This is a genomic window from Nonomuraea sp. NPDC049624, assembly GCF_040675255.1.
Lineage (GTDB): Bacteria > Actinomycetota > Actinomycetes > Streptosporangiales > Streptosporangiaceae > Nonomuraea.
On the sequence record NZ_JBFAOR010000009.1, the window covers coordinates 515,874 to 540,250 of the forward strand.

Here is a 24,377-nt window from a genome sequence, read left to right on the forward strand (position 1 = left end):
GCAAGACGGTTCTCAGGTCCCGAGCAGGCGGCCGCCGAGACGGGTCGCCTGGCGGATGACCAGACGGCCGTAGGGCAGGTCGCCGGTCACCTGGACGTGCGGGTGGCCGGGGCGGGGCCGGCCGGGGGCCTTGCAGGTCACGCGCCCCCATGCGGACCGCACCCCGTCGGCGTTCGCGGTGGCGCCCGCGGGCAGGACGATCGTGGCGCTGCCGTACGCCAGCAGCAGCTCGATGTCGATGCGCCCGTGGGGCACGCGGGCCCGCGACAGGTCGAGCCGCACCCGGCCGTACCTGGAGTCGACGCACAGGCGGCGCGGGACCTCCCAGTCGCCGGTCCGGGTGACGGCGCCGCCGGCGGAGGCCAGCCGGACCACCTCGTCCGGCAGGTCGGCGACGATCGGCTCCAGCTCGCGGGCGGAGGTGGCGGTGAGCGCCAGTTCGAGCCGCCGTTCCAGCTCGGCGGGGTCGAGCCGGCCGTCCGCGTACGCCTGCTGGACCAGCTCGACCGCACGCTCGCGGTCCGCGCCCGAGACGGTGTTCATCGGCTGACGGCCCTGCTGTAGAGCCGCGTGGCCAGCGGCACGAACACGGCCAGGAGCAGCACGGACCACAGCAGCGACACCGGCACGGCGTGCCGCAGCGGCCAGGCGGCGGGCTGGGGCAGGGCGGCGCTGGTGTTCCCGAACAGCTCCCGCGCGGCCTGGACGAGCGTCGAGACCGGGTTCCACTCGGCGATCGGCCGCAGCGGGCCGGGCAGGCGCGTGCTGTCGGCGAACGCGTTGGACAGGAACACCAGCGGCAACGAGGTGAGGGTGGCGAGGTTGTTGAACACCTCGGGCGTGCGCAGGGCCAGCGCGACCGTGGCCGTCACCCAGGAGAAGGCGTAGGCGAACAGCAGCAGCATCGCGAACCCGAGCACCGCCTCCGGCGGCGAGCTGTGGACGCGCCAGCCGACCAGCAGGCCGACGAGCGCCATGGTGGCGATGCTGGTGACGTTCATGATGACGTCGCTGACGGTCTGGCCGGTGAGCACCGCCGTGGGCGACATCGGCAGGGTGCGGAACCGGTCGAAGATGCCCTTCTGCAGGTCCTGGGTGAGCGTGTAGCCGGTGATCTGCGCGCTGGTGACGATCGTCATGACGAAGATCCCGGGCAGCAGGTACTCGCCGTAGGACATGCCGGGCAGCTCGATCATGCTGCCGAAGACGTAGGTGAACAGCACCACGAACACGATGGGCAGCATGATCACGCCGCCCAGCAGGTCGGGGGCTCGGCGGATCTTGAGCGCGTTGCGCCTGGCGATGGTCAGGCCGTCGGCGGCGGCCAGCCGGAGGGCGTTCATCGGACGGTCTCCTCGGTCTTGTCGTCGGCGGTCCGCTCGTCGGCCTGGCGTCCGGTGAGGGTGAGGAACACGTCGTCGAGGGTGGGGCGGCGCAGCCCGGCGTCGCGTACGGCGATCCGCTCGGCGGCCAGGTGGCCGAGCGCCTGGGTCAGCGCGGCCGCGCCGCCGGTCACCGGGATCGTCATGCGCAGGGCGGCGGCGTCGACCTGCATCTCCCCCAGGGCCAGCGGCGCCAGGGCGCGGGCGGCGTGCTCCAGGCTCGCCGCGCTGGTCACCGAGAGCTCGATGCGGTCGCCGCCGACCTGGTCCTTCAGCTCCTCGGCCGTGCCGCGGGCGATCACCCGCCCGTGGTCGACCACCGCGATGCGGTCGGCGAGCCGGTCGGCCTCCTCCAGGTACTGGGTGGTGAGCAGGACGGTGGTGCCCTCCCGGACGAGCTCGGCGATGACGTCCCACAGGGCGATCCTGGCGCGGGGGTCGAGGCCGGTGGTGGGCTCGTCCAGGAACAGCACGGGCGGGTCGGCGACCAGCGCGCCGGCCAGGTCGAGGCGGCGGCGCATGCCGCCGGACCAGCCGCGCACCGGGCGGTCGGCGGCGTCGGCGAGGTCGAAGCGGTCCAGCAGCTCGCGGGCGCGCTCGCGGCTGCGCCGGGCGCCCAGGTGGTAGAGGCGGCCGACCATCTCCAGGTTCTCGGCGCCGGTGAGGTGGTCGTCCACGGCGGCGTACTGGCCGGACGCGCCGATGCGGGCGCGCAGCCGGTGGGCGTCGCGGACGACGTCGAGCCCGGCCACCGTGGCGTGGCCGGCGTCGGGTCGCAGGAGCGTGGTGAGGATTCGCACCGTGGTGGTCTTGCCGGCGCCGTTGGGGCCCAGCAGTCCTAACACCGTCCCCTCCGGGACGGTCAGGTCGACGCCGTCGAGGGCGGTCACGTCGCCGTACCTCTTGGTCAGCCCCTCGACCATGATCGCGTCTGGCATGTCGGTCTCCTCGGTCGTCAGGAACGGTGGATGTCGATGTCGCCGTGCGTGGTGTGGGCGTGGATCTCGACGGTCCGCGCCGGGTCGCCGGGGTCGTCGCCGGGGTCGAGGGCGACGTTCACGGTGCCGTACCGGGAGCTGACGTCGAGCCAGGCGGAGGCGCCCTCGCGCAGGCCGATGTCCAGGCCGCCGCCGGTGGTCTCCATGACGACCGTGCCGGACGCCACCTCGCGGATCTCCACGCCGGCGTAGGAGGTCTTGGCGACGACGCCGGCCAGCGGGCGTTCCACGGTGATGTCGCCGTGGGCGCTGTTGAGCCGCAGCTCGCCGGTGACCTCGCCGAGGCGCACGTCGCCGTGGGCGGTCTTGACGGCGGCGGTGCCGTCGATCTCGCCGACGCGGATGTCGCCGTGGTTCGTGGTGATCTCGGCGTGCCCGCGGGCGCGGGTGACGGAGACGGCGCCGTGGGTGCTCTTCAGGCGCAGCCGGCCGGCCTGCTCGACGCGGATGTCGCCGTACGTGGTGGTCGCCGTGACGTCGCCGAGCGGCCCGCGGCACGACAGGCCGCCGGACGTCCTGACGTCGAGGCGGGACCCGGCCGGCAGCTCGATCGTCACCTCCACCGAGCCCGTGCCGAGCAGCAGCGAACGCGCCCAGTCGGCGGGCGACTCGACGAGCTTGCCGAGCGAGAGCCCCCAGCCGAGCGCCGGCGCGCCCTGTTCCTTGCCGGCGGCCACCGTGAGCCTGCCGTCGGCGTGATGCACCTGGACGTGCTGGGCGGCCTGCACGTCGGCGTCGTTGTGCTCGTCGCTCGGGCGCACGTCGACCACGGTCTCGGCGCGGTCGCCCGCGACGACGCGGACGGCGGCGGTCGCCAGGTCGAGGACGGCGACGATGGGGCGTGGCGAGTCGAAGGCCGGCATTCCGATCTCCCTGTCATCGGTCGGCATGGTCATCAGCGCGGGCATCGGCGCGGGCATCGGCGCGGTCATCAGCGCGGTCATCAGCGCACCCAGCCGCTGTAGCGGTTGCCGGTCTGGGGGGCCGGGCGCCGGGTGGCGCGGCGGGTGGCGTCACGGGTGGCGTCACCGGGGTCGAGCGCCGCGGAGACGGCGCGGACCAGCCAGGCGTTGACGGACAGCCCGTCGCGCGCGGCCGCCTCCTCGATGCGCGGCTTGAGCGTCTCGGGCACCCGGAGGGAGATCCGGGACGTGCCGCCCTCGTCGGTCTCGGGGGGCGGCGGCATGGGCGGCCGCTCGCCGGGGCCGGCGCTGACGGGCGGTTCGTCCTGGTCCGGGAACGGGTGGGCGGCGGGCGGCGGCGTCACGACGAAGGCGGGGTCGCGCCCGCGCAGGCGCACCTCGACGGAGCCGGGCGCGAGGTCCTGGGTGATCTCGTCCGCGGCGGCCGACAGGGCCTCCAGCAGGGCGAGCCGGGCGGCCGACTCGAGAGTGGCGGCGAAGCGCTCGGCCAGCGCACGGGCCTGCTCGCCGCCCGTCCCGGCGGCGAGCATGAGCTCGCGCCGAAGTTGATCGACATACGGGGCAAGGTCCATGACGCCATCATGACATGCGTTGTGACGCCATCGCAAGGCGGAATGACGTCACTATGGCGTCAGATGGCGTCTCACGCGGGCGGCGGCCCGGACAGCGCGGTGACGACGCGGTGACGCAGCAGCTCGTACTGCTCCCGGCACCGGCGCGGCGCGTCCGGGGGACGGTGCCGGAGCTGGGGATTCACGACGACCTCGCCCGGGTGGAACTGGTCGGCGGTGAAGTCGATCTCGGTGCCGCCGGGCAGCACGTTCCAGTAGTGGTGGCCGACCTTGACGCCGCCGGCGTGCACCTCGGCCAGGATCAGGTCTCCGCCCAGCAGGTCCTGGACCACCAGCGCGATGATCCCGCACTGCCCCCTGGCCGGGTTGTCGGGCCGCCATTCCTCCCGCGCGGCGGTGTCGCAGGTGTCGGGCCCCCAGGCGGCGCGCAACGTCGGCCGCAACAGTTCCAGTATCAGCATCCGGGGAGTGTCGCAGGCAGGCCCGACAGTTCACCGGCCGTCCGGGTCACGCCAGGGCGCCGTCGAGGATCTTGTCGAGGAAGGCGTCCAGGTTGACCGCCGTCCTGGCGACGCGCTCGGCCACGCTCAGCGACTCGAACCGGACGCCCAGCTCGGTCTCCTTGCGCCCCCGGACGTACAGGGAGCAGGCCAGGTCGGCGCACATGTAGGCGCCCACCGTGTTGCCCTGCCGCCCCGCCGCGCCCACCCGGGCCGCGGTGAACAGCGCGACGCCGGTCCCGGCGTGCGGGGTCACGCAGACCGAGCAGAGCGTGCTCTTGGTGAAGCTCCTGCGCACCTCCTGGCCGAGCCGCAGCGCGACGCCGAGCGGCGCGCCGCCGCGTTCGGCCACCAGGTACGCCCGCTCCGGCGCCCCCGGATCGCGCCAGCCCAGGAAGTCGAGGTCGGGCCAGGGCAGCTCGCGCAGCCCGCGCGGGACGGCGAGCCGGCGGGCCTCGCCCTTGGAGCAGTTGACGAAGGACGAGCGGATCTCGTTCTCGGTGACGGGGTTCATGACGTGCCTGCTTTCGAGGACGGGAGGAACAGGGCGGGCAGGAGGCAGAGCGCGACGGCGGCCAGCGTGACCCAGAAGGCGGGCCGGTAGCCGCCGTGCTGGAGCAGCACGGCCACGCAGGCGGTGCCGGCCGCCGCGCCGACCTGCTGGCCGATGGCGTTGGCGGTGGTCGCGGCGGGCACCTTGGCCGGCGGCAGCGAGTGGTAGAGGGTGATCATGGTGGGTGAGACCGCGAGCGCGGCCCCCACCCCGCGGACGAACAGCGCCACCGGCAGCAGCGCCGTGCCCGCGCCGGGATCGGCCAGCGCGAACGGCAGCGTGCCGGCCGCCAGCAGGACCAGGCCCGTGACGACGATCCGGCGCGGGTTGCCGTTCAGGTCGATCAGCCGGCCGGCGGCCAGCACCGCGGCGAGCATGCCGAGCCCCTGCGGCGCGAGCACCAGCCCGGCGCCGAGCGCTCCGGACCCCTCGGCCGTCTGGAGGAACAGCGGCACCAGGAACACCGCGGCGAACAGGGAGAAGTTGGCCAGGAAGGCCAGCGCGGCGGAGGCGGCGAAGGCCCGGTCGCGGAACAGGCCGGGCTCGACGATCCGCGGCCCGGAGGTGCGGGCGGCCCGCCACAGGCAGACGGCCAGCAGCAGCGCCCCGGCGGCCGCGGTCAGCGCGGCCACGGGCTCACCGGCCCCGCTCAGCCCGTGCAGCAGCAGGGTCAGGCCGCCGCTCACGCCGAGCAGGCCGGCCACGTCGAGGCGTTCGGCCAGGCCCTCCGGCCGGGCGGTGCGCACGTACAGAGCCGACAGGACGACGCCGGCCGCCACGAACGGCACGTTGATCAGGAACACCCACCGCCACGACAGCGTCTCCAGCAGCACGCCGCCGACGACCGGCCCGAGGACGGGCGCGAGCACGGCGGGCACGGCCATCAGCGCCATCATCCGGCCGAGCCGCTCGCGCCCGGCCACCTCGACGACGATGATCCGGCTGAGCGGGAAGAGCATGCCCGCCCCGGCCCCCTGCACGACGCGGAAGGCGACGAGGCTGCCGAGCGACCAGGCCGACCCGCACAGGATCGAGCCGGCCAGGAACACGGCGAGCGAGGCGGTCCAGGCCGTCCCGGCGCCGAACCGCTGGGCCGCCCACCCGGTCGCGGGGATGACCGCGGCCAGGGCGAGCAGGTAGGCGGTCGTCACCCATTGGGTGGCCGCCAGGTCGGCGGAGAACGCGCGGGCCAGGGTGTGCGTGGCGACGCCGACCACCGTGCCGTCGAGCAGGGCGGTGAAGGCGCCGAGGGTGAGCACCCCGGCGACCGTCAGCAGCCGCCGGTCGAGGCCGGGCCGGATGTCGGTCGTTCCGGTCATGGGGAAACCTGCCAATGTCTCAGTGCGCTGTCGAGCGCGTCGATGATCGCGTCCCACGAGCTGCGGACGTCGCGGGACGCCTGGAAGCCGCCGCGGGCCTCCAGGTTCGTGAAGCCGTGGAAGGTGCTGCGCAGCAGCCGGATGGCGTCGGTGTGGGCCGGCTCGGGCAGCCCGTACGCGGCCACGACCGCGTTGGTGGTGGTGAAGATGCGCTGGACGTCGGCGCACCCGGCGACGATCTCGGGGTCGAGCCGGAGCTGGGTGGCCTCGTACAGGCCCGGGTGGGCGAGCGCGAAGTCGCGGTAGGCGGCGGCGAAGGCGGCCAGCGCGTCCTTGCCCGCCTTGCCGGCCACCGCCGCGGTCAGGGCGTCGGCCTGGATGCGGGCGGCCCGCAGAGCGACCCGGACGCGCAGGTCCTGGAGGTTCCTGACGTGGGAGTAGAGGCTGGCGTCCGCGACGCCGAAGCGGCGCGCGAGGGCCGAGACCGTCAGGTTGTCGAACCCGGCCTCGTCGGCCAGCTCTCCGGCCGCCTCCGTCACGCGGTCCGCCGTCAGACCGGCCCGAGCCATCATGATCCACCTCCGCAGCAGGAAACCTAAGCTTCCTAGGTTTTATCCTAGGAGTCCTAGGTTTCGCAAATCAGGAAAACTTGGGATCAGGTTGGAACGTGGCTGGAGCAGCCGTTCGTAACGTGGCGGACATGAGAGTGCTCGTCGATCTGAACCGCTGCCTGAGCTACGGCCAGTGCGTGTTCGCGGCGCCGGCGGTCTTCCGGTTCCACGGCGCCGAGTCCCTCGAGTACGACTACGCCCCGGCCGACGCGCTGCGCGAGCAGGTGCGCGAGGCCGCCGCGGCCTGCCCGGTGCAGGCGATCACCTGCTCGCCGGACGACCATGCGTAGCGCGGTGATCGTGGGCGCCTCCTTGGCCGGCCTGCGGGCCGCCGAGACGCTGCGCGCCGAGGGCTTCACCGGGGAGCTGACCCTGATCGGCGACGAGCCGTACGAGCCCTACGACCGGCCGCCGCTGTCCAAGCAGGTGCTGGCCGGGCGTGCCTCGCCCGCGCACACCGCGCTCGTCACGGCGCGGGACCTGCGGGCGCGCTGGCTGCTCGGCGAGCCCGCCACCGGCCTGGACCTGCGCACCCGGCAGGTACGCCTGGCCGGCGGGCGCGAGATCGGCTTCGACCGGGTGCTGATCGCCACGGGCACCCGGGCGCGCCCCTGGCCCGAGCCCGCCGAGGCGGCCCTGACCGGCGTGTTCACCCTGCGCGGGCGCGACGACGCGGAGAGCCTGCGGGCCGCGCTCGCCGCCGGGCCGAGCCGGGTGCTGGTCATCGGCGGCGGGTTCACCGGCTCGGAGATCGCCTCGGTCTGCCGCGAGCTGGGCCTGGCCGTGACGGTCGCCGAACGCGGCCCGGCCCCGCTGGCCGGCGCCCTGGGCGCGGCGGCCGGCAGCGTGGCCGCCCGGCTGCACCGCGAGCACGGCGTGGACCTGCGGGTGAACACCACGGTGATGGCGCTGGAGGGCGACGCGGAGGGCCGGCTGCGCGCGGCGCACCTGTCCGACGGCGACGTCCTGCCGGTCGAGGTCGCGGTGGTGGCGCTGGGGGCCGTCCGCAACACCGAGTGGCTGGACGGGGCGGGCCTGGCGGCCGACGCGCGCGGGGTGGTGTGCGACGCCGCCTGCCGGGCCTTCGACGCCGACGCGATCGTCACCTCCGACGTGTTCGTGGCCGGCGACGTGGCGCGCTGGCCGCACCCGCACTACGACGGCCTGCTGCTGGCCGTGGAGCACTGGGACAACGCGGTGCGCCAGGCGGCCACCGCCGCGCACAACATGGTCGCCGACCGGCCGCGCCCGCACCGGGGGCTGCCGGCGTTCTGGTCCTACCAGTTCGGCGTCAGCATCAAGTCCGTCGGGCTGCCGACGATCGCCGACGAGGTGGTGGTCACGCAGGGCTCGGTGGCCGAGCGCCGCTTCGTGGCCTGCTTCGGCCGCCAGGGCCGGTGCGTGGCGGCGGTCGCGGTGGACGCCCCGCGCTCGCTGCCCGCCTACGCCGGCCTGATCGAGGCGGCCGCGCCCTTCCCGCCCGACCTGCGGGCCGCCGACGGGCCGCGCACGCTGCTCCCGGTGCCCGCCGGCCTGGCCGTGGACGGCCAGTCCACGCACAGCCCGACGGCCGCCGTGACCGGGCAGGGCCCGACCGCGCGCGAGGCGCCGCGCGAGCGCGACCCCCGCTCGCCGCTGACCGCGCCGCCGCTGGAATGAGAGCCGGAGGACGACCATGGCCCACCAGGTGACGCAGTACCTGTTCGCGCAGGTCCTGGACGAGGCGAGCCGCCCCGACCCGTACCCGCTGTACGCCCGGCTGCGCGAGACGCCCGTCTCCCGCCAGGGGGACGACCTGTACGCGGTGAGCACGTACGCCGAGATCGTCTCGCTGCTGCACGACCCGCGGATCAGCTCCGACGAGCGCAAGAGCAGGAGCGGCTCCGGCTCGTTCGGCGCCTCCGGCCGGCTGATGGCCGGACAGGACGGCCAGGAGTCCAGGAAACCGGCGTTCATCTTCCTCGACCCGCCCGACCACGACCGGCTGCGGCGGATCGTCATGCGGCACTTCACCCCGGAGCGCGTCAACCGGCTCGGGCAGCACGTGGTGTCGCTGGTGGCCGAACTCCTCGACCGGCGCGCCGGCCACGACTCCATGGACGTGGTGGACGACCTGGCCTACCCGCTGCCGGTCACGGTGATCTGCGACCTGCTCGGCGTGCCCAAGGAGGACGAGCCGCGCTTCCACGGCTGGGCCTCGGCCCTGGCCCGCACGCTGGACCCGCCCGAGGGGCTGTCGGCGCAGGAGGTCCGGCAGGCCGAGGCCGCCGCGCCGGAGCTGCGCGCGTACCTGGTGGAGCTGGCCGGCGAGCGGCACGCCCGCCCGTCGGACGACCTGCTGTCGGCGCTGCTCACCGACGACGAGGCCGAGCGCATGGACGCCCCGGAGATCATCGCGACGATGGCCCTGCTGCTCATCGCCGGCCACGAGACCACCGTCAACCTGATCGCCAACGGCATGCTGACGTTCCTGCGCAACCCGGAGGCGCTGGCGCGGCTGCGCGCCGATCCCGGGCTGATCGTGCCGGCCGTCGAGGAGGTGCTGCGCTACGACCCGCCGGTGCAGTTCCGCACCCGTACGACGCTGGCCGACATCGAGATCGCCGGGGTCACCGTCCCCCAGGGCGCGGACGTGGCGCTGCTGCTGGCCTCGGGCAGCCGGGACCCGGCCCGCTTCCCCGGCGCCGACCGCTTCGACCCGGCGCGGCGGGACAACCAGCATCTGGGGTTCGGCGGGGGCGTGCACTACTGCGTGGGGGCGCCGCTGGCCCGGATCGAGGCGCGGGTCGCGCTGGGCGCGCTGGTGAGCAGGCTGGTCGGGCCGGAGCTGGCCGCCGGGCCGCCGCCGTACCGGCACAGCGCGTCGCTGCGCGGGCCCGCGCACCTGGTGGTCGGCTTCGACCGCCTGCTCTGACACCCTGCGCCCTGACACCCGCCTGCCCTGACACCCGCCTGCTCTGACGCCCGCCGCTCTGACGCCCGCCGGTTCTAACGGCCGTCGAGGACGCTGGCCAGGGCGTCCAGGGTCTCCTGCCGGGTTCCCGGGGGCGGTGAGACGCGCAGCACCGGTTCCCGCAGGTCGAGCGGGGCGCGGGCGACCGGCGCGACGCCCACCAGCAGTCCCGCCGCGGCCGCCGCCGCGGCCGTCCTGGTGGCATCCGCGCCGCCGGGCGGGCGCAGGGTGACGATGGCCGTCGGCTCGTCGTACGGCTCCACCACCCGCCAGCCGCCCCTGCCGTCGAGCGTGCGCCGGGCCGCCGCGCCCAGCTCGGCGAGGTGCGCGCGGACCGCCTCCGGCCCCAGCGCGTGGTGCTCCAGGACGGCGACGCCGAGGCCGATCCGCGCCGCGACCGCCGACTCGGCGCTCTCGTAGCGCGCGGCGCCGGGCAGCGGCCCGGTGCGCGCCGGGTCCTCCAGCCAGACGTGGCCGCCGAGCGAGGGGGCCGCCGCGTCCATGTCCTCGGTGAGGCCGGGCACGATCAGGAAGCCGACGCCGCGCGGCCCGGCCAGCCACTTGCGGGAGGTGCCGACGTAGGCGGCGGCCCGCGCGCCGGTGACGTCCAGGTGGCCGAGGGACTGGCACACGTCCAGGACCAGGGGCACGCCGGCCTCCCGGCACAGGCGGCCGATCTCGCCGGCCGGCTGCGCGGTGCCCCGGTGGGAGGGCAGGTGCGGCAGGGTGACCAGGTCCAGGCCGCGGCGCAGGGCGGCGGACAGGGCGTCGAGGTCCAGGCGGGCGTCGTCGTCGGCGGGCAGCTCGGCGAGGGTCCAGCCGCGTTCGGCGGCCAGGCGGCGCAGCAGCATGAGCGTGCTGCCGTACTCCGCGCGGGTGAAGCCGACCCGGGCGCCCGGCGGCAGGCGCCAGCCGCCGAGCAGCGCCGCCATCGCGGCCGTGCCGCTCTCCAGGAAGGCGACGTCGGCCGCGTCCGCGCCGGTCAGGGCGGCCAGCGCGGCCCTGGGCGTGCTGAGGCCGGGCACGGCGGCGTACCCGCCGAGCTCGCGTTCGCGCCGCAGGTGCTCGACCGTCGCGGCCAGCGTCCGGTCGCTGGGCACGTTGCAGCCGGCCGCGTCCAGGTGGCCGGGCGGCGCGGCCGAGCGGGCGGCCCGCCAGCGTTCGGCGATCACGCCCCGGCCAGCAGCAGCCCGAAGTCGCCGTCGGGGTCGGTCCACGACCGCAGGACGGTGAACCCGGCCGCGGCCAGCTCCTCACCCAGCGGCTCCAGCCGGAACTTGGCGCTGATCTCCGTCCGCATCTCCTCGCCCGCGGCGAAGTCCACGGTCAGGCCGAGCGCGCCGACCCGCACCCGCATGTCCCGGGTGGCCCGCAGCCGCATCTCGATCCACTCGTTGCGCTGGTCGTACAGGGCGACGTGCTCGAACGCCGCCGGCTCGAACCCGGCCGCCAGCTCCCGGTTGACCACGTGCAGGACGTTCCGGTTGAACGCGGCCGTCACCCCGGCGGCGTCGTCGTAGGCCGCGACCAGCCGCCCGGTGTCCTTCACCAGGTCGGCGCCGAGCAGGAACGTGTCGCCGGGCCGCAGGGTGGCGCGCACCTCCTTCAGGAACACCTCGCGGGCGGCCGGTTCGAGGTTGCCGATCGTGCCGCCGAGGAAGGCCACCATGCGCCTGCCCGAGCGCGGCAGCAGCCGCAGGTGCCGCTCGAAGTCGGCGCACACCGGCCGCACCTCCAGCCCGGGGTAGCGGCCGCCCAGCCGGCGCGCCGCCGCCTCCAGGGTGACGGCGTCCACGTCCACCGGCGTGTACGCGCGCAGCGTGCCCGCCGCGGTGAGCGCGTCCAGCAGGATCACGGTCTTCTCGCTCGTGCCCGAGCCCAGCTCGACCAGCGTGTCCGCGCCGCTCGCGGCGGCGATCCCGGCTGCCCGCGCGCGCAGGATCGTCAGCTCGCGGCGGGTCGGGTAGTACTCGGGCAACCGGGTGATGCGCGAGAACAGGTCGCTGCCCGCCTCGTCGTAGAACCACTTGGGCGGCAGCCACTTGGGCGTGGCCGTCAGCCCGGTCCTGACGTCGTGTTCGAGCGCCTGGCGCAGGTAGCCGGGGTCAAGATGGTTGATCACATGGACGGTCGGCTGGGTGACGGGCACGAGATCCTCCTTGGGAAGGTCACAACGGCTGGACGCGTACGTCGTCCGGCGTGGCGGTGAGCAGGCTGCGGTCGGGCGCCTCCTGCCAGCCCGGCCGGTCGTCCAGGGGCTCGCTGGCCACGTACACGCCGTCCTGGTCGGCGCGGAAGAAGAGGGTGTCGCCCCAGACGGTCGCGGCGAGCGCCGTGCCGTCGCAGGCGAGCAGGTTCAGCCGGGCGGCGGCGTCCTTCTCCCCGGCGCGCACGACGACGTCGGCCAGCGCCGCGGCCAGGCCGAGCCCGGCGCTGCCGCGGGCGAACACGGCGGCGGCCAGCCAGGCCGAGTCGCAGGGGCTCTCGGGCAGGTCGTCGGCCAGGTCCATGACCGCGTCGCGCTCGACCCGGCCGTTGTGGCTGAGCAGCCAGCCGCCCCCGGCGAACGGCGCGGTGGCGCTCTCCTCCACCGGCATGCCGGTCGTGGCGCACCGCACGGCCGCGATCAGGCAGCCGGAGCGGGCGATCTCGGCGAGCGCGGGCAGGTTGGCGTCGGCCCAGATGGGGATGGCACGGCGGTAGCGCACCGGCTCCGGCCGGGCCGGGTCGTACCAGGCCATGCCGTAGCCGTCGGCGTTGACCGTGCCGTGGCGCTGCCGCCGGGGCGCGTACGACTGGGCGAGCAGGCCGTTCGCCGGCTCGTGGATCAGCGAGGTCAGCGGGCGCGGGGCGCCCAGCCAGGCGGCGTGCCGGCACATCTAGGCCCGCTCGGCGTCGCGGGCGCAGCGGAAGCCGGTGAAGATCTGCCGCCGGACCGGGTAGTCCCAGTTACGGAACGTCGTCCGCACCGCCGCCGGGTCGGCCGCCCACGAGCCGCCGCGCAGCACCCGGTACTCCTGCCCGAAGAAGACCTCGCTGTACTCCTTGTACGGGAAGCTGCGGAACCCGGGATAGGGCTGGAACCACGACCCGGTCCACTCCCACACGTCGCCGACCATCTGCTCGGCCCCGTACGCGCTCGCCCCGGCGGGGTAGGCGCCCAGCGGGGCCGGCCGGGCCGCCCGGTGACCGAGGTTGGCCAGGTCGGGACGGGGGTCCTCGTCGCCCCACGGGTACTTGCGGGCCCGCCCGGCGTCCGGGTCCCAGCCGCACGCCTTCTCCCACTCGGCCTCGGTGGGCAGCCGCCGGCCCGCCCAGCGGGCGTAGGCGTCGGCCTCGTACCAGCTCACGTGCTGCACCGGCTCGTCCATCGGGACGGGCTCGGCGCGGCCGAAGCGGGTGCGCCACCAGGCGCCGCCCTCGCGGGTCCAGAACAGCGGCGCGGTGGCGCCGCTCTCCTGCCGCCAGCGCCAGCCGTCCGGGTGCCACCAGCGCGGGTCGTCGTAGCCGCCCGACTCGACGAACGCGGCGTAGGCGGCGTTGCCGACGGGCAGCCGGTCGATCCAGTAGGCGGGCAGGTCGACCCGGTGGGCGGGGCGCTCGTTGTCGTAGGCCCAGGGCAGGGTGGCGGTGCCCATCTGGAAGGGCCCGGCGGGCACGTACACCTCGGCGGGGCCGGTGTCGCGGCCCGGCGGCAGGTCGCCGTCGCGGACCAGGCCGGGCTGCCGGGACAGCTGCCAGGTGGCCAGCATCGTCTCGTCGTGCTGGTGCTCGTGCTGGATGACCAGGCCGAACACGAACCCGTCGCGGTGCAGCGGCGCGGCGGCCTCCAGGTCGATCGCGTCCAGCACGTCGAGCACCCGGCCGCGCACGCCGCCGATGTACTTCCTGGCCTCGGCCGGGCCGAGGATCGGCAGGGTGGGACGGTCCTTGCGGGGGTGCTTGAAGGCGTCGTAGATGTCGTCGATCTCGGGGCGCAGCGGCGTGATGCCGGCGGCCTCGCGCAGCACCCACAGCTCCTCGTAGTTGCCGACGTGCGCGAGGTCCCACACCAGCGGCGACATCAGCGGGGAGTGCTGGCGCAGCAGGAGGTCGTCCTCGGCCTCGGTGTAGGTCAGCGAACGGTCGCGCACCGCGGTCAGCTCGGCGGCGATGCGTTCCTTGATGTCGTTCATGCCCGTCCTTCTCCGCTCAGCCAGGCCGGCAGGCGCCGTACCGGGTCCGTCATCAGGTCCATCAGGTCGGCCGCCGGGGAGCGGCCCGCGCTCACGTACCGGGCGGCGAAGCCGGACACGCCGTCGACCAGATCGGCGGGCGCGCCGAGCCGGGGCAGCGCCTCGACGGCGGCGCGGAAGGCCGCCTCGGCGGCGCGGGCGAGCCGCGGGTCGGTCAGGCCGCACCTGGCGGCCACCTCCGTCAGGCCGGCTACGGGCTCGGCGGCCGACAGGGCGGCGTCGGCGGCGCGGTCGTCGGTGATCAGCGCGTGGGTGACGGCGACGCACACCGGCCAGTCGTCCGGGTGCTGGGCGTCGAGGTAGCGGATCTCCAGCCAGCCGCGCGGCCGGACCGGCGGGAACAGCGTGGTGGCGTGGTAGGCCAGGTCCTCGGGGGTGGGCGGGCGCTCGCCCGCGCCGTCGAGCCAGTCGCGGAAGGTCGAGCCGTCGCCGACCGCGCGGTAGCGGCGCTCGTCCTCGCGGACGAGCATGAGCCGGGCGTCCAGCAGGTACGCCGCCCAGGCCGCCGCCGGGTCGCCGGAGCCGTCGACGGGGGCGGTGCGGGTGGGGTCCAGGTTCTCCCAGACGGCCTGGCGGCCCGACATCCAGCCGCAGGGGCGTCCACGGCTCAGCGGCGAGTTGGCGAAGGCCGCGATCAGGACGGGCGCGAGCAGCCTGGCGCGCTCCCACCGGACCGCCGGCCGCTCCCCCAGGTCCACGTTGACCTGGACGGACGCGGTCGAGCACATCATCAGCGGCCCGTACGGGCGGCCCAGGAACTCGGCCATGGCGTCGTAGCGCGGCTGGCGGAGCTGCCGCCGGGCCGGGCGCAGCGGATCGAGCCCCACGCCGCCCAGCACCAGCCCGTCCCGCCCGAGCGCCGCGCGTACGGCGGCCACGTCGGCGGCCAGCCGTCCGATGGCCTCGGCGGGCGGCCCGGCCGGGCCCGACAGCTCGATCTGGCCGCCCGGCTCGTACGTCACCCGGCTCCCGCCGGCCAGCGCCGGGACGACCCGCTCCACCCGGTCCATCGGCACCTGCCGCGCCGGGTCCGCCCGGTCGAAGACCAGGAACTCCAGCTCGGCCCCCACCCGGTCACCCGGGGCGGGGGCGAAGCACCGGCGTGCGAACTCCTCCACCTCCGGCACGCCCCGGAGCGGCTCGCCGGCCGCTCCCGAGGCGCCGGACCCGCCGGCCGCCGGGCCGGTCATCGCGTGGCGCATGTGCTTACAGACCCGCGAGACCCGCCAGCGTTACACGGAATTCTGATGATCTGCCGAGATTTGCCCTTTTTGCGGCTCTTGGGCCGTCAGCGCTGGTGGCGGCGGGCTCTGAACGCGGACATCAGCCGGTCGCGCGTGCCGTCGGACAACTTGCGCTCCGGCGGCAGCTCGCGCAGGGCCCGGACGGTCTCGCGGAACTGGTCGAGCTGCCGCGCGCAGTCGGCGCAGGCCGCCGCGTGCGCCTCGAACCCCTCGCGTTCGGGCCGGTCAAGAGCGCCGTCAAGGTAGGCGGTGATGAGTTCTACCAGCTCGTCGCACGTGAACCGCTTCACGACGTTGACCGCCTCACCTCTGAACGTTGAACCGTTTAACCTATTCTGACCGCTTCACGGACTGGTAGTAGCCTTCGAGCCGGTCGCGGACCGTGGCTCTTGCCCGGTGCAGGAGCACCCGTTGGTTGGCGGCCGAGATCTCCAGGATCTCGCAAACCTCCTCGGACGTGCATCCCTCCAGGTCACGCAGGGTGATGACGATCCGCTGCCGGGGCGGCAGCCCGGCCAGCGCCTCGCCGATGAGACCGCGCGCCTCCGAGGCGAGCACCGCGCCCTCCGGCGTCGGGCCGTCCTCCTTCTGGGCCGGCTCGGCGGGCGGCTCGAACGCGCTCCACGGCAGCGTCCGGCTCTCCCGCAGGCCGCGTTTCTTGGCGGTGTTGACCAGGATGCGGTAGACCCACGTCTTGACCGAGGAGCGCCCCTCGAAGGCGTCGATGGCGCCGATGACCGCCAGCCACGTGTCCTGCACGACCTCCTCGGCCGAGTCGTCGGTGGACACGTAGGACCTGGCCGCCCGCAACATCCCCCGCGACCAGGTGTCGAGGAGCGCGGCGAACATCGACTCGTCCCCGGCCCGCAGCGCCGCCACGACGACGTCGTCCGGGGGCAGCCCACCGCCCGCGAAAGGCCCCACGATCGTTTCCTCCCGGTCGAGCGTCGGGGACATCATGACATCGGGCCGCGCGTCGTCCACGCCCGGCCGGCCGCCGGGCCCGTGCGGGACGTCATGCTCCAGGCTAGCCCTCGCCCCCTCGCACCTGAAGATCGCACACCGGTCCGCGCCCGCACGTCGTACGGCGGCACCGACAGGGAACCTTCCCCGGCGGCGGCCGTCCAGCCGCGCGGGACCCGGATCGCCGCAGGTCAGTCGCGGTCGTAATGGCAGACGGCCTCCAGCATGACGCCGTGCGGGTCGAGCCAGAACGCGGCGTGGTACGGCGGCGGGTACTCGGGGAACTCCCTGGGCTCGTGCAGCACCTGCGAGCCGAGCTCCACCGCCCGCGCGTGCGCCTCGGCCACCGCCGACCGGCTGCGCAGCGAGAACGCCAGATGTTGCAGCCCGGTGCGGTGCCGCGAGTAGTCCCCGTCTTCCTGCGAGGGGTAGAGGAACAGGTACGTGCCCGGCTTGTCGTCGGCCGGCATGTAGCCGATCTCCTCCTCGCTGCTGAAGAACTCCTTGAAACCGAGGTACGGCAGGAGGGCGTCGTAGTACTGCTTGGCCGCCCGCATGTCGGGGACGTTGATGCCGATATGACCGATCATGCAGGGAGTATCGCGGCCCCCGGCGGGCGACGGCAACGTGTCGGTGCCGCCTGTTACGGTCGCGGGCATGGGAACGGAAGTGCCGCCGTCCGGTGGCGAGAAGGAGAGCCTGCACGCCAGCCTCGACCGGCATCGCGACGTCGTCGTGTGGAAGCTCCAAGGGCTGGGCGAGGAGCAGGTCAGGCGGCCGATGACACCGTCCGGCACGTCGCTGCTCGGCATCGTCAAACACCTGGCCGCCGTCGAGTACGGCTGGTTCTGCGCCACCTTCGGCCGCGAGGCCGAGCCGCTGTGGTTCGCCCCCGAGGACGACTTCGCGATCGGCGAGCGGGAGACCACCGAGCAGATCGTCGCCTTCTACGGCCGGGCCCGCGCCGCCGCCGACAAGGCGATCACCGACCTCCCCCTCGACGAGATCGGCACCTCGTGGTCGGGCCGCCGGGTGACCCTGCGCTGGGTGCTCATCCACATGATCGAGGACACCGTGCGCCACGCGGGCCACATGGACATCCTGCGCGAGCTGATCGACGGCGCCACCGGCGACCATCCCCGCTGATCGTCCTTCGCTCCCGTCACAGGGTGGTGGGCAGCACCGGGCGGCCGCGCACGCCGGGGTCGGCCGCGAACAGGGCGCCCGCCTCCGGCTGCTCCCGGGCGTCCACCCCGAGCCTCGACGTGGTGACGAACAGCCGGTCGAGGCCGGGGCCGCCGAACGTGACCGCGGTGACCTTGCCGACCGGCAGCTCCACCACGGCGTCGAGCCGCCCGCCGGGGGTGTACCGGTGCACGGCGAACCCCTGCCAGAGCGCCACCCACACCCCGCCCTCCGCGTCGACCGTCAGCCCGTCGGGCGCGCCCTGGGCGGGGTCGATCGTCACGAACGGCCTGCGCCCGGTGAGCCCGCCCGCCGGGTCGTGGTCGAGCACGTCCACCCGGCCGGTGGCGGTGTCGGCGTAGTAGGCCAGGCCGCCGTCGGGGCTGAAGTCGAGGCCGTTGGAGACGGTGACGCCGGTGATCACCGGGCTGAGCGCGCCGTCCGGTCCGGCCACGTAGAGCGAGCCGGCTCCGGGGGTCTCGTCGTAGGGCATGCTGCCGATGTAGAAGCGGCCCTCGGGGTCGCAGCCGCCGTCGTTCATGCGCACGCCGGGGTCGCTCCACGCCTGGCCGAGCGGGCGCAGCGGCGCGTCGAGGTCGTCGGAGCCGGCCAGCAGCAGCTCGCGTTCGCCGGCGACCACGTAACCGCCGGACACGCGCGGGCGCAGCGCCGCGGCGACCGGGCCGACGTGCCGCCGCCGCACGCCGCCGGAGTCGTCGAGGGCGAGCACGTCGCCGGCCAGCATGTCCACCCACCGCAGCCCGCCCCAGCGGGCGCACCACACGGGCCCCTCGCCGTGCTCGGCCACCGGCCCGGTCACGGGGTACGCCTGCACGCTCATCCCGGCCTCCTCGGCCCGATCCTAGCGGCGGACGCGATCATCGTTTCCCGCCCGCGGGCACGGGGGCCTCCAGCGGCTCCGGCGCGACGCGGTGCCGTACGGGCTGGAGCTGCGCCACGAGCAGGGCGGCGAGCACGATCACGGCGCCGGCCACCTGCGCGAGCGTGAGCCGCTGGCCGAGCACCAGCCAGCCGAGCGCGGTGGCGACGACGGGGCTGAGCAGCCCGAGGAAGGTGACCTTGGTGGCCGACAGCTCCCGGATGCCCCGGAACCACAGGGTGTAGGCCAGGGCCGAGCCGATGATCGCGAGGTAGGCGTACCCGGCGAGGTTCTCGCCGGTCAGGTGCGCCGGCGGCGGCCCCTCGACCAGGAACGTCACCGGGGCGAGCAGCAGGCCGCCGGCCGTGAGCTGCCATCCGGTGGTGGCCAGCAGCGGCGCGGGCGACTTCCAGCGCTTGCTGAGCACGACGCCGACCGCCATCACCACCGCGCCGCCCAGCGCGGCGGCCACGCCCAGCAGATCGAGCCGGGCGTCGGCGCGCAGCACCAGCAGGCTCACCCCGGCCACGCCCGCCGCCGCGGCGAGCGCGACGCGCCAGGTCAGCCGCTCGCCCAGCAATCCCGCCGACAACAACGCGACCAGCAGCGGCTGGATGGCCCCGACGGTGGCGGCCACCCCTCCGGGCAGCCGGTAGGCGCCCACGAACAACAACGCGAAGAACAACCCGATGTTGAGCGCGCCGAGCACCAGGGCACGCCACCACCAGTTCCCCCGGGGCAGCCGGCGGGTGATCGCGATCAGGATCAGCCCCGCCGGCAGGGCGCGGATCAACGCGGCGAGCAAGGGGCGGCCGGGCGGCAGCAGTTCGGTCGTGATCAAATAGGTGGTCCCCCAGATGGCGGGGGTGAGGGCGGTCAGCAGAACGGTTCCCGTTCGATTACTTAGCACTAAGACAAATTAACCGAACGCCGACGTTCCGGCCAGGTGATTTTCCTCACCGCTAAGACACTTGTAGGCTGCCAGTGTGGCTGACCAGGTCGACTACATCCTCAGGCAGTGGCACGAGCAGCGCCCTGACCTGGACGTCTCCCCCATGGCGGTGATCGGACGGCTGTCGCGGCTGTCCCGGCTCATCGAGGCCGAGCTGGGCCGTACGTTCGCCGGGCACGGGCTCGACCGGGCCTCGTTCGACGTGCTGGCCACGCTGCGGCGCAGCGAGCCGCCCCACCGCCTGACCCCCGCCGCCCTGATGCGCGCCTCCATGGTCACCTCCGGGGCCGTCACCCAGCGGCTCGACCGGCTGGAGTCGCGCGGGCTGGTGCGGCGCACGCCCAGCGACTCCGACGGGCGCGGCGTGCACGTGACGCTCACCGCCGAGGGGCTCGCGCTGATCGACCGCGCGCTGCCCGACCATCTGGCGACCGAGCAGCGGATGCTGGCGGCGCTCACCGGGCAGCGGCGCGAGGAGCTCGCCGCCACCCTGCGCGACCTGCTCGAATCCCTCGGCGACAACACCGCCTGACCCGACCCGCGCCGCCGGGCGACGCGGCCCGCGCCGGTCAGTGCGGGGTGGCGCCCGCCGATCTGGTGGCCAGGGCGAACAGCAGGGCGGCGGCCGCCAGCGCCGCGCCGGTCGCGTACGTGAGGGCCGCGCCCGACGGCAGCGTGAGCCCGCCGAGCAGCGTGCCCGCGCCGATCCCCGCGTAGATCGCCGAGGAGTTGAGCGAGACCACCAGCGGCGCCTCCCCGGGCGCGGCGGCGATGAGCCGGTGCTGCTGCGGCGGCGTCTGGCACCAGCTGCTCGCTCCCCACGCCAGGACCAGCACGCCGACCAGCGCCACAGTGCCGACCGTGGTGCCGTCCGCCGCGCCGGCCGCCGCCATCCAGGCGAGCAGCCCCAGGCTGACGGCCATGACCAGGTACGCGACCGGCAGCACCCGGTGCGCGCCCCACCGGTCGGTGGTGTACCCGGCGGCCAGGTTGCCGAGGACGGCGCCGAGCCCGTACAGGAACAGCATGCCCGCCGTCCCCTCCACGCCCACGGCGCGCAGGGCGGGCACGCTGTAGGCGTACACCGTGTAGCTGGCCGCCATGCCGAGCACGGTGAGCGGCAGGATGGCCGTCACCGCCGGCCGCCTCAGCACGTCCAGCCTGGCGCGCAGCGGCACCCGAGGCGCGCCCGGCAGCACCGGCATGATCGCGTACACCCCGGCGGCGACCGCCAGGCAGGCCACGGCCACCGCACCCAGCGCGTACCGCCAGCCGAGCCGTTCGCCGGCCAGGTCGCCGAGCGGCACGCCGAGCGCCGTCGCGACCGTCAGCCCGCCCACCACCACGGCCAGCGCCCGCGCCCGCAGCTCGGGCCGCACCAGGACGGCCGCCACCGCGCCCGCGCCCGGCGTGTACGCCGCCGCCGCGGCCGCCGCCAGCACCCGGCTGACCACCAGCACGGGGAACGACGGCGCCAGCGCCGACCCCAGGTTGGCCAGCCCGAGCACGACCAGCGCCGTCACCAGCAGGGCCCGCCGCGGCACCCGCGCGGCGACGGTGGCCAGCACGGGCGACGACAGCGCGTACGCGACGGCGAACACCGTCACCGACTGCCCGGCCGCCCCCTCGGTGACCTCCAGCGACGCGGCCAGGTCCGGCAGGAACCCGGCCACCACGAACGCGTCCGTGCCCACGGCGAACGTCCCGAGCGCCAGTACCAGCGTCGGGGCGAGGCCACGGGACTCCGTCTTATTCGGGACATTCAACATCCCGATTCTCCTTCCAGGTGTGCGCCCGGCGGGCGGGGTCGAGTTCAGCCGCGAAGGCGTTCGTAGTGGCGGCGCGCGCGGTCGGGGGCGTTGGCCGGAGCCGCGTCCATGAGGTCGGCGACCGTCTGGGCGGCCAGCTCGCGCCGCCAGGCGAGCTCGGCCCGGCGCATGGCCGCCGCGACGCCGCACGGGTGCGCGAACTCGCGGGCGGGCGCCTCGGCCCCCGCGCCGCGCTGCCGGATCTCGGTGCACCTGAACGCCTCGTCGGGGCCCTCGACCGCGGCGACGACGTCCATGAGCGTGATCCGGGCGGGCGGCCTGGCCAGCCTGAAACCGCCCTGCGCGCCCGGCACCGAGGCCAGGATGCCGGCGCGGACCAGCGCCTGGAGCCGTTTCTTGAGGTAGACCGGCGGCAGCTCGAACAGCGCCGCCAGCCGCCCGGTGGGCAGCGGGGCCTCGTCCTCCAGCCACGCCAGCACCAGGCAGCAGTGGAGCCCCCACTCGACGCCTTCACCCATGCGCATGAAAGGGGATACTACATGTCCCTTTAGGGGCGGCCGCGCCGGCCCCGTCCGCCGCGGGATCCGGCCCTGCCGCGCCGGGCGCGCGGCTCCGGCTCCGCGGCGGCGGACGTCCAGTGGGCGGGGCGGGTCAGGGCGGCGGGCAGCCGCGTGGCGGGGTTGCCCTTGGCGGCGTTGACCTGGGCCTGGGTGAGGAAGACGCAGCCGGTGAGGTCGGCTCCGGACAGGTCGGCGCCCCGCAGGTCGGCGCCGATCAGGTCGGCCAGGCGCAGGTCGGCCCCGCGCAGGTTCGCGCCGATGAGGTAGGCGCCGCGCAGGTTGGCCGCGCGCAGGTCGGCGCCCTTGAGGTTGGCGCCGATCAGGTCGGCGCCGCGGTGCTCCCTGCCCCGCCGACCGGCCCTGACCAGCTCGCTCGTACGCAGCAGCAGCGTGTTGACCTCGCCCCGGTGGGCGGCCACGTCGAGCCGCTCCAGGACGCCGGGGCTCTCCCGGGTCAGGCGCTCGGTCTCCTCGTACGCCGCCCGCAACTCGGGGACGATCTCCGCGGCGGCGTCGAGGGTCAGCGCCTCGGCGAGGTACCACAGCAGCTCGTGGAGCTGCCGCATGACCGGGAACACGGCGAACATCTGCCCGGACGTCTCGGGCGCGGCGCGCCAGTCGCGGCCCTCGAAGGTGACCTGGGAGACCTTCTGCCCGGCGCCGAAGCAGTCGAAGACGGTGCAGCCGGGGAAGCCGCGCTCCCGGAGCTGGGCGTGGATGCCGCAGCGGAAGTCGTCGCGCAGGTTGACGCAGGGGCGGCCGGCGTCCTTGGCGACGGCGAAGTCGGCGGAGGCGGCGAACGGCAGGGCCACGCAGCACAGGCCGAAACAGCTCTCGCAGTCGGCCAGCAGGCCGAGCTCGCGCGGGGTCCTCTCGGGCAACGCTCTCCTTGTCTCGACGGGGTCTGCCCAGGGTACCGGCGGGATCAGGGGCGCACGTACGGCGTGGTCGTGGTGAGCGGGACGAACCCGAGCCCGAGCAGGATCGGCCGGCTCTGCTCGGAGGCGTCGACCTGGAGGTAGTCGTAGCCGCGCTCGGCGGCCCGCCGGGCCCGCCAGGCGACCAGCGCCCGGTAGAGCCCGCGTCCCCGCCAGCCCGGCACGGTGCCGCCGCCCCACAACCCGGCGAAGCTCGCGCCAGGGGACAGGTCGAGCCGGGCCGCGCTGACCGCCCGCCCGCCCGCCACCGCGAGGACGGGGACGACGGTGTCGTCGGACAGGCGGCCCAGCAGGTGGTCGCGCAGCCGGCTGCCGTCGGCGCCGAAGGCCAGCTCGTGCACCTCGACCAGCGCCTGCACGCCCGCCGCGTCGGTGACCGGCGCCAGGCGCACGCCGTCGGGCGGCGCCACCTCGGTGTCGAGGTCGGCGACCCGGGCGACCATCACGGTCTCGGCCGGTTCGGCGGCGAACCCGGCGGCCAGGAGCCGGTCGGCCAGGTCGGCGGGCCGGTCGTGGGCGTACAGCTTCCACTCGAAGCCCAGGCCGAGGTCGCCGAAATAACGCACCTGGCGGGCGACGGCCGCGTCGGCGCTCCCTTCGTCGAGGCCGGACCACAGGACGCCGTTCCACGCGTGCGGCGGGCCGACCTGGCGGACGACGTCGGCGTCCCGCTCGACCCTGGCGTCGGGCCCGTCGGGGCGCGCCTCCCGCCGCATCTGCCGGTCGAACAGCGCCAGCACCTCATCGTGATCCATCCGGCCGACCCTACCGCCGGACCGGGTCACTCGGCGGCCGGCCAGTCGTCGCCCCAGTCGACGTCGCGGGCCAGCCGGTACAGCTCGCCCTGCCGCTTGGAGACGACCACGTCGCGCACGCCCTCCTCGGCGGTGCACAGGCGCAGCGACACCAGGCCCTTGCGCTTCTGCGGGTGGCGCAGGACGCGTGCCGCCGCCCGCGGCCACTCCCCCCGCACGGCGGCCACGTAGGAGAACTTCTCGTCCTCGAAGCCGAGCGTGCCGGACTTGACACGGCGGTGCAGGGTGGTGCGCGGCAGGCGGACGGAGAAGTGGCACCAGTCGCGGCCCGGCCGGATCGGGCAGGGGCCGTCGTGCGGGCAGGGGGCGACGACGGTCAGGCCGCACCCGGTCAGCGTCTCGCGGGCGGTGACGATGTTGGCGTAGCCGGCGGGGGTGCCGGGCTCGATCACGATCACCATCGTCGCGTCCGCGGCCAGCCAGCGCACGACGTCGGCGTGCCGCTGCGCGGGCAGCTCGTTCAGGGCGTACGACATGGTGACCAGGTCGGCGGCGGGCCGGTCGAGCCCAGGGTCGATCGAGGCGCGCCGCCAGGTGACGTCGCGCACGGGCGCGGTCCTGGCCAGCCGCCGGCCGAGCTCGATGATCTGCGGGTCGTGCTCGACGACGGTGACCCGCTCCAGCGAGGGCCAGACCGGCGCGGCCGCCCAGACCGCCGCGCCGGTGCCGCCGCCCACGTCGAGCTGCGTCCGCGGCGCGAAGCCCGGGGTCGACGCGGCGGCCATGCGCATGGCGGTGCCCGCGGCGGCGTACGTGGCGGGCATGCGGTAGGCGGCGTAGGCCGCGATGTCGGCCGGGGTGCGCAGGTGCGGCGCGGCGGCGGACGGGCCGGTGCGGTAGCGCTCGGTGAGCTGTTCCGTCGCGCGGGACAGGTCGTGCGGCGCGAAGCGGGCCAGGGCCGAGTCCAGGGCGGTCCTGAGCTCGTCGGGAAGCATGGTCATCGTGTGGTCCTGGCGGTCGGGTCGGGGTCGGGGACGGGGCGGGCGACCGCTGCCAGGGGAGGAATGACGCCTCTGACCTGTCCG

The 24,377-nt window shown here is 75.1% G+C and carries 29 protein-coding genes; 5 read left to right on the forward strand and 24 right to left on the reverse strand.

Going from position 1 to position 24,377, the window contains the following annotated elements; all coding sequences use genetic code 11:
• Window positions 1-12: 12 nt before the first annotated feature.
• The 9 genes from AB0J76_RS36220 to AB0J76_RS36260 form a co-directional block, all read right to left on the reverse strand.
• Complete coding sequence (locus AB0J76_RS36220) at window positions 13-543, reverse strand: DUF1707 domain-containing protein (protein ID WP_352327676.1); 531 nt, start codon at window positions 541-543, stop codon at window positions 13-15.
• Window positions 540-1,343, reverse strand: a complete 804-nt coding sequence (locus AB0J76_RS36225; RefSeq protein ID WP_352327677.1) for an ABC transporter permease — start codon at window positions 1,341-1,343, stop codon at window positions 540-542. The genes AB0J76_RS36220 and AB0J76_RS36225 overlap by 4 nt, the downstream gene beginning before the upstream one ends.
• Window positions 1,340-2,320, reverse strand: a complete 981-nt coding sequence (locus AB0J76_RS36230; RefSeq protein ID WP_352327678.1) for an ATP-binding cassette domain-containing protein — start codon at window positions 2,318-2,320, stop codon at window positions 1,340-1,342. The genes AB0J76_RS36225 and AB0J76_RS36230 overlap by 4 nt, the downstream gene beginning before the upstream one ends.
• Before the next feature lie 17 nt (window positions 2,321-2,337).
• The gene (locus AB0J76_RS36235) at window positions 2,338-3,324 is read right to left on the reverse strand and encodes a DUF4097 family beta strand repeat-containing protein (RefSeq protein WP_352327679.1); all 987 of its coding nucleotides are present in this window, start codon (window positions 3,322-3,324) and stop codon (window positions 2,338-2,340) included.
• Window positions 3,324-3,875, reverse strand: coding sequence for a hypothetical protein (locus AB0J76_RS36240; protein ID WP_352327680.1), 552 nt, complete (start codon window positions 3,873-3,875; stop codon window positions 3,324-3,326). The genes AB0J76_RS36235 and AB0J76_RS36240 overlap by 1 nt, the downstream gene beginning before the upstream one ends.
• A 71-nt stretch (window positions 3,876-3,946) precedes the next feature.
• The gene (locus AB0J76_RS36245) at window positions 3,947-4,336 is read right to left on the reverse strand and encodes a hypothetical protein (protein WP_352327681.1); all 390 of its coding nucleotides are present in this window, start codon (window positions 4,334-4,336) and stop codon (window positions 3,947-3,949) included.
• A gap of 46 nt (window positions 4,337-4,382) precedes the next feature.
• Complete coding sequence (locus AB0J76_RS36250; protein ID WP_352327682.1) at window positions 4,383-4,889, reverse strand: FBP domain-containing protein; 507 nt, start codon at window positions 4,887-4,889, stop codon at window positions 4,383-4,385.
• Window positions 4,886-6,247, reverse strand: a complete 1,362-nt coding sequence (locus AB0J76_RS36255; RefSeq protein ID WP_352327683.1) for a DHA2 family efflux MFS transporter permease subunit — start codon at window positions 6,245-6,247, stop codon at window positions 4,886-4,888. The genes AB0J76_RS36250 and AB0J76_RS36255 overlap by 4 nt, the downstream gene beginning before the upstream one ends.
• Window positions 6,244-6,816: a TetR/AcrR family transcriptional regulator gene (locus AB0J76_RS36260; protein WP_352327684.1), complete on the reverse strand. Its 573-nt coding sequence runs from the start codon at window positions 6,814-6,816 to the stop codon at window positions 6,244-6,246. Before AB0J76_RS36260 ends, AB0J76_RS36255 begins: the two co-directional genes overlap by 4 nt.
• A 131-nt stretch (window positions 6,817-6,947) precedes the next feature.
• Here AB0J76_RS36260 and AB0J76_RS36265 point away from each other — a divergent pair, with 131 nt between their 5' ends.
• From AB0J76_RS36265 to AB0J76_RS36275, 3 genes are read left to right on the forward strand one after another with little or no spacing between them, the layout of a single operon-like run.
• The gene (locus AB0J76_RS36265) at window positions 6,948-7,148 is read left to right on the forward strand and encodes a ferredoxin (RefSeq protein WP_352355003.1); all 201 of its coding nucleotides are present in this window, start codon (window positions 6,948-6,950) and stop codon (window positions 7,146-7,148) included.
• 10 nt (window positions 7,149-7,158) lie between these two features.
• Window positions 7,159-8,517, forward strand: coding sequence for an FAD-dependent oxidoreductase (locus AB0J76_RS36270; RefSeq protein WP_364392186.1), 1,359 nt, complete (start codon window positions 7,159-7,161; stop codon window positions 8,515-8,517).
• A gap of 16 nt (window positions 8,518-8,533) precedes the next feature.
• Window positions 8,534-9,772, forward strand: a complete 1,239-nt coding sequence (locus AB0J76_RS36275) for a cytochrome P450 (RefSeq protein WP_352327000.1) — start codon at window positions 8,534-8,536, stop codon at window positions 9,770-9,772.
• A 74-nt stretch (window positions 9,773-9,846) separates the two neighbouring features.
• Here AB0J76_RS36275 and egtE read toward each other — a convergent pair whose 3' ends face one another.
• From egtE to AB0J76_RS36315, 8 genes are all read right to left on the reverse strand, one after another.
• Window positions 9,847-10,983, reverse strand: a complete 1,137-nt coding sequence (egtE, locus tag AB0J76_RS36280; protein ID WP_364392189.1) for an ergothioneine biosynthesis PLP-dependent enzyme EgtE — start codon at window positions 10,981-10,983, stop codon at window positions 9,847-9,849.
• Entirely contained in the window at window positions 10,980-11,960 is a 981-nt protein-coding gene (egtD, locus tag AB0J76_RS36285; protein ID WP_352327002.1) for an L-histidine N(alpha)-methyltransferase, read from the reverse strand. Before egtD ends, egtE begins: the two co-directional genes overlap by 4 nt.
• Window positions 11,961-11,979: 19 nt before the next feature.
• Window positions 11,980-12,690: an ergothioneine biosynthesis protein EgtC gene (egtC, locus tag AB0J76_RS36290; protein WP_352327003.1), complete on the reverse strand. Its 711-nt coding sequence runs from the start codon at window positions 12,688-12,690 to the stop codon at window positions 11,980-11,982.
• Window positions 12,691-13,986: an ergothioneine biosynthesis protein EgtB gene (egtB, locus tag AB0J76_RS36295; RefSeq protein ID WP_352327004.1), complete on the reverse strand. Its 1,296-nt coding sequence runs from the start codon at window positions 13,984-13,986 to the stop codon at window positions 12,691-12,693. It lies immediately after the preceding gene.
• The gene (egtA, locus tag AB0J76_RS36300; protein ID WP_352327005.1) at window positions 13,983-15,248 is read right to left on the reverse strand and encodes an ergothioneine biosynthesis glutamate--cysteine ligase EgtA; all 1,266 of its coding nucleotides are present in this window, start codon (window positions 15,246-15,248) and stop codon (window positions 13,983-13,985) included. The genes egtB and egtA overlap by 4 nt, the downstream gene beginning before the upstream one ends.
• A gap of 86 nt (window positions 15,249-15,334) precedes the next feature.
• Window positions 15,335-15,580, reverse strand: a complete 246-nt coding sequence (locus tag AB0J76_RS36305; RefSeq protein WP_352327006.1) for a zf-HC2 domain-containing protein — start codon at window positions 15,578-15,580, stop codon at window positions 15,335-15,337.
• A 40-nt stretch (window positions 15,581-15,620) separates the two neighbouring features.
• Window positions 15,621-16,214, reverse strand: coding sequence for a sigma-70 family RNA polymerase sigma factor (locus AB0J76_RS36310; RefSeq protein ID WP_352327007.1), 594 nt, complete (start codon window positions 16,212-16,214; stop codon window positions 15,621-15,623).
• Window positions 16,215-16,444: 230 nt separating this feature from the next.
• Window positions 16,445-16,843, reverse strand: a complete 399-nt coding sequence (locus AB0J76_RS36315; RefSeq protein ID WP_352327008.1) for a VOC family protein — start codon at window positions 16,841-16,843, stop codon at window positions 16,445-16,447.
• Between the two features lie 67 nt (window positions 16,844-16,910).
• Here AB0J76_RS36315 and AB0J76_RS36320 point away from each other — a divergent pair, with 67 nt between their 5' ends.
• Complete coding sequence (locus AB0J76_RS36320) at window positions 16,911-17,399, forward strand: DinB family protein (RefSeq protein WP_352327009.1); 489 nt, start codon at window positions 16,911-16,913, stop codon at window positions 17,397-17,399.
• Window positions 17,400-17,415: 16 nt separating this feature from the next.
• On the opposite strand, the gene AB0J76_RS36325 is transcribed toward AB0J76_RS36320, so the two are convergent.
• Entirely contained in the window at window positions 17,416-18,279 is an 864-nt protein-coding gene (locus tag AB0J76_RS36325; RefSeq protein WP_352327010.1) for an SMP-30/gluconolactonase/LRE family protein, read from the reverse strand.
• A 37-nt stretch (window positions 18,280-18,316) separates the two neighbouring features.
• Window positions 18,317-19,228, reverse strand: a complete 912-nt coding sequence (locus AB0J76_RS36330; RefSeq protein WP_352327011.1) for an EamA family transporter — start codon at window positions 19,226-19,228, stop codon at window positions 18,317-18,319.
• A 76-nt stretch (window positions 19,229-19,304) separates the two neighbouring features.
• Between AB0J76_RS36330 and AB0J76_RS36335 the strand changes: the two genes are divergently transcribed.
• On the forward strand, window positions 19,305-19,802 hold the full coding sequence (locus tag AB0J76_RS36335) for a MarR family transcriptional regulator (RefSeq protein ID WP_352327012.1): 498 nt from the start codon (window positions 19,305-19,307) through the stop codon (window positions 19,800-19,802).
• 37 nt (window positions 19,803-19,839) lie between these two features.
• Here AB0J76_RS36335 and AB0J76_RS36340 read toward each other — a convergent pair whose 3' ends face one another.
• From AB0J76_RS36340 to AB0J76_RS36360, 5 genes are read right to left on the reverse strand one after another with little or no spacing between them, the layout of a single operon-like run.
• Window positions 19,840-21,039 (reverse strand): MFS transporter, encoded by a 1,200-nt coding sequence (locus tag AB0J76_RS36340; RefSeq protein WP_352327013.1) that lies wholly within the window; start codon window positions 21,037-21,039, stop codon window positions 19,840-19,842.
• Window positions 21,040-21,083: 44 nt separating this feature from the next.
• Window positions 21,084-21,563: an Rrf2 family transcriptional regulator gene (locus tag AB0J76_RS36345; RefSeq protein ID WP_358001181.1), complete on the reverse strand. Its 480-nt coding sequence runs from the start codon at window positions 21,561-21,563 to the stop codon at window positions 21,084-21,086.
• Window positions 21,564-21,586: 23 nt separating this feature from the next.
• Window positions 21,587-22,480: a pentapeptide repeat-containing protein gene (locus tag AB0J76_RS36350; RefSeq protein WP_364392200.1), complete on the reverse strand. Its 894-nt coding sequence runs from the start codon at window positions 22,478-22,480 to the stop codon at window positions 21,587-21,589.
• Window positions 22,481-22,524: 44 nt separating this feature from the next.
• Window positions 22,525-23,292, reverse strand: a complete 768-nt coding sequence (locus tag AB0J76_RS36355; RefSeq protein WP_352328108.1) for a GNAT family N-acetyltransferase — start codon at window positions 23,290-23,292, stop codon at window positions 22,525-22,527.
• A 26-nt stretch (window positions 23,293-23,318) separates the two neighbouring features.
• The gene (locus AB0J76_RS36360; protein ID WP_352328109.1) at window positions 23,319-24,293 is read right to left on the reverse strand and encodes a small ribosomal subunit Rsm22 family protein; all 975 of its coding nucleotides are present in this window, start codon (window positions 24,291-24,293) and stop codon (window positions 23,319-23,321) included.
• Window positions 24,294-24,377: the final 84 nt, after the last annotated feature.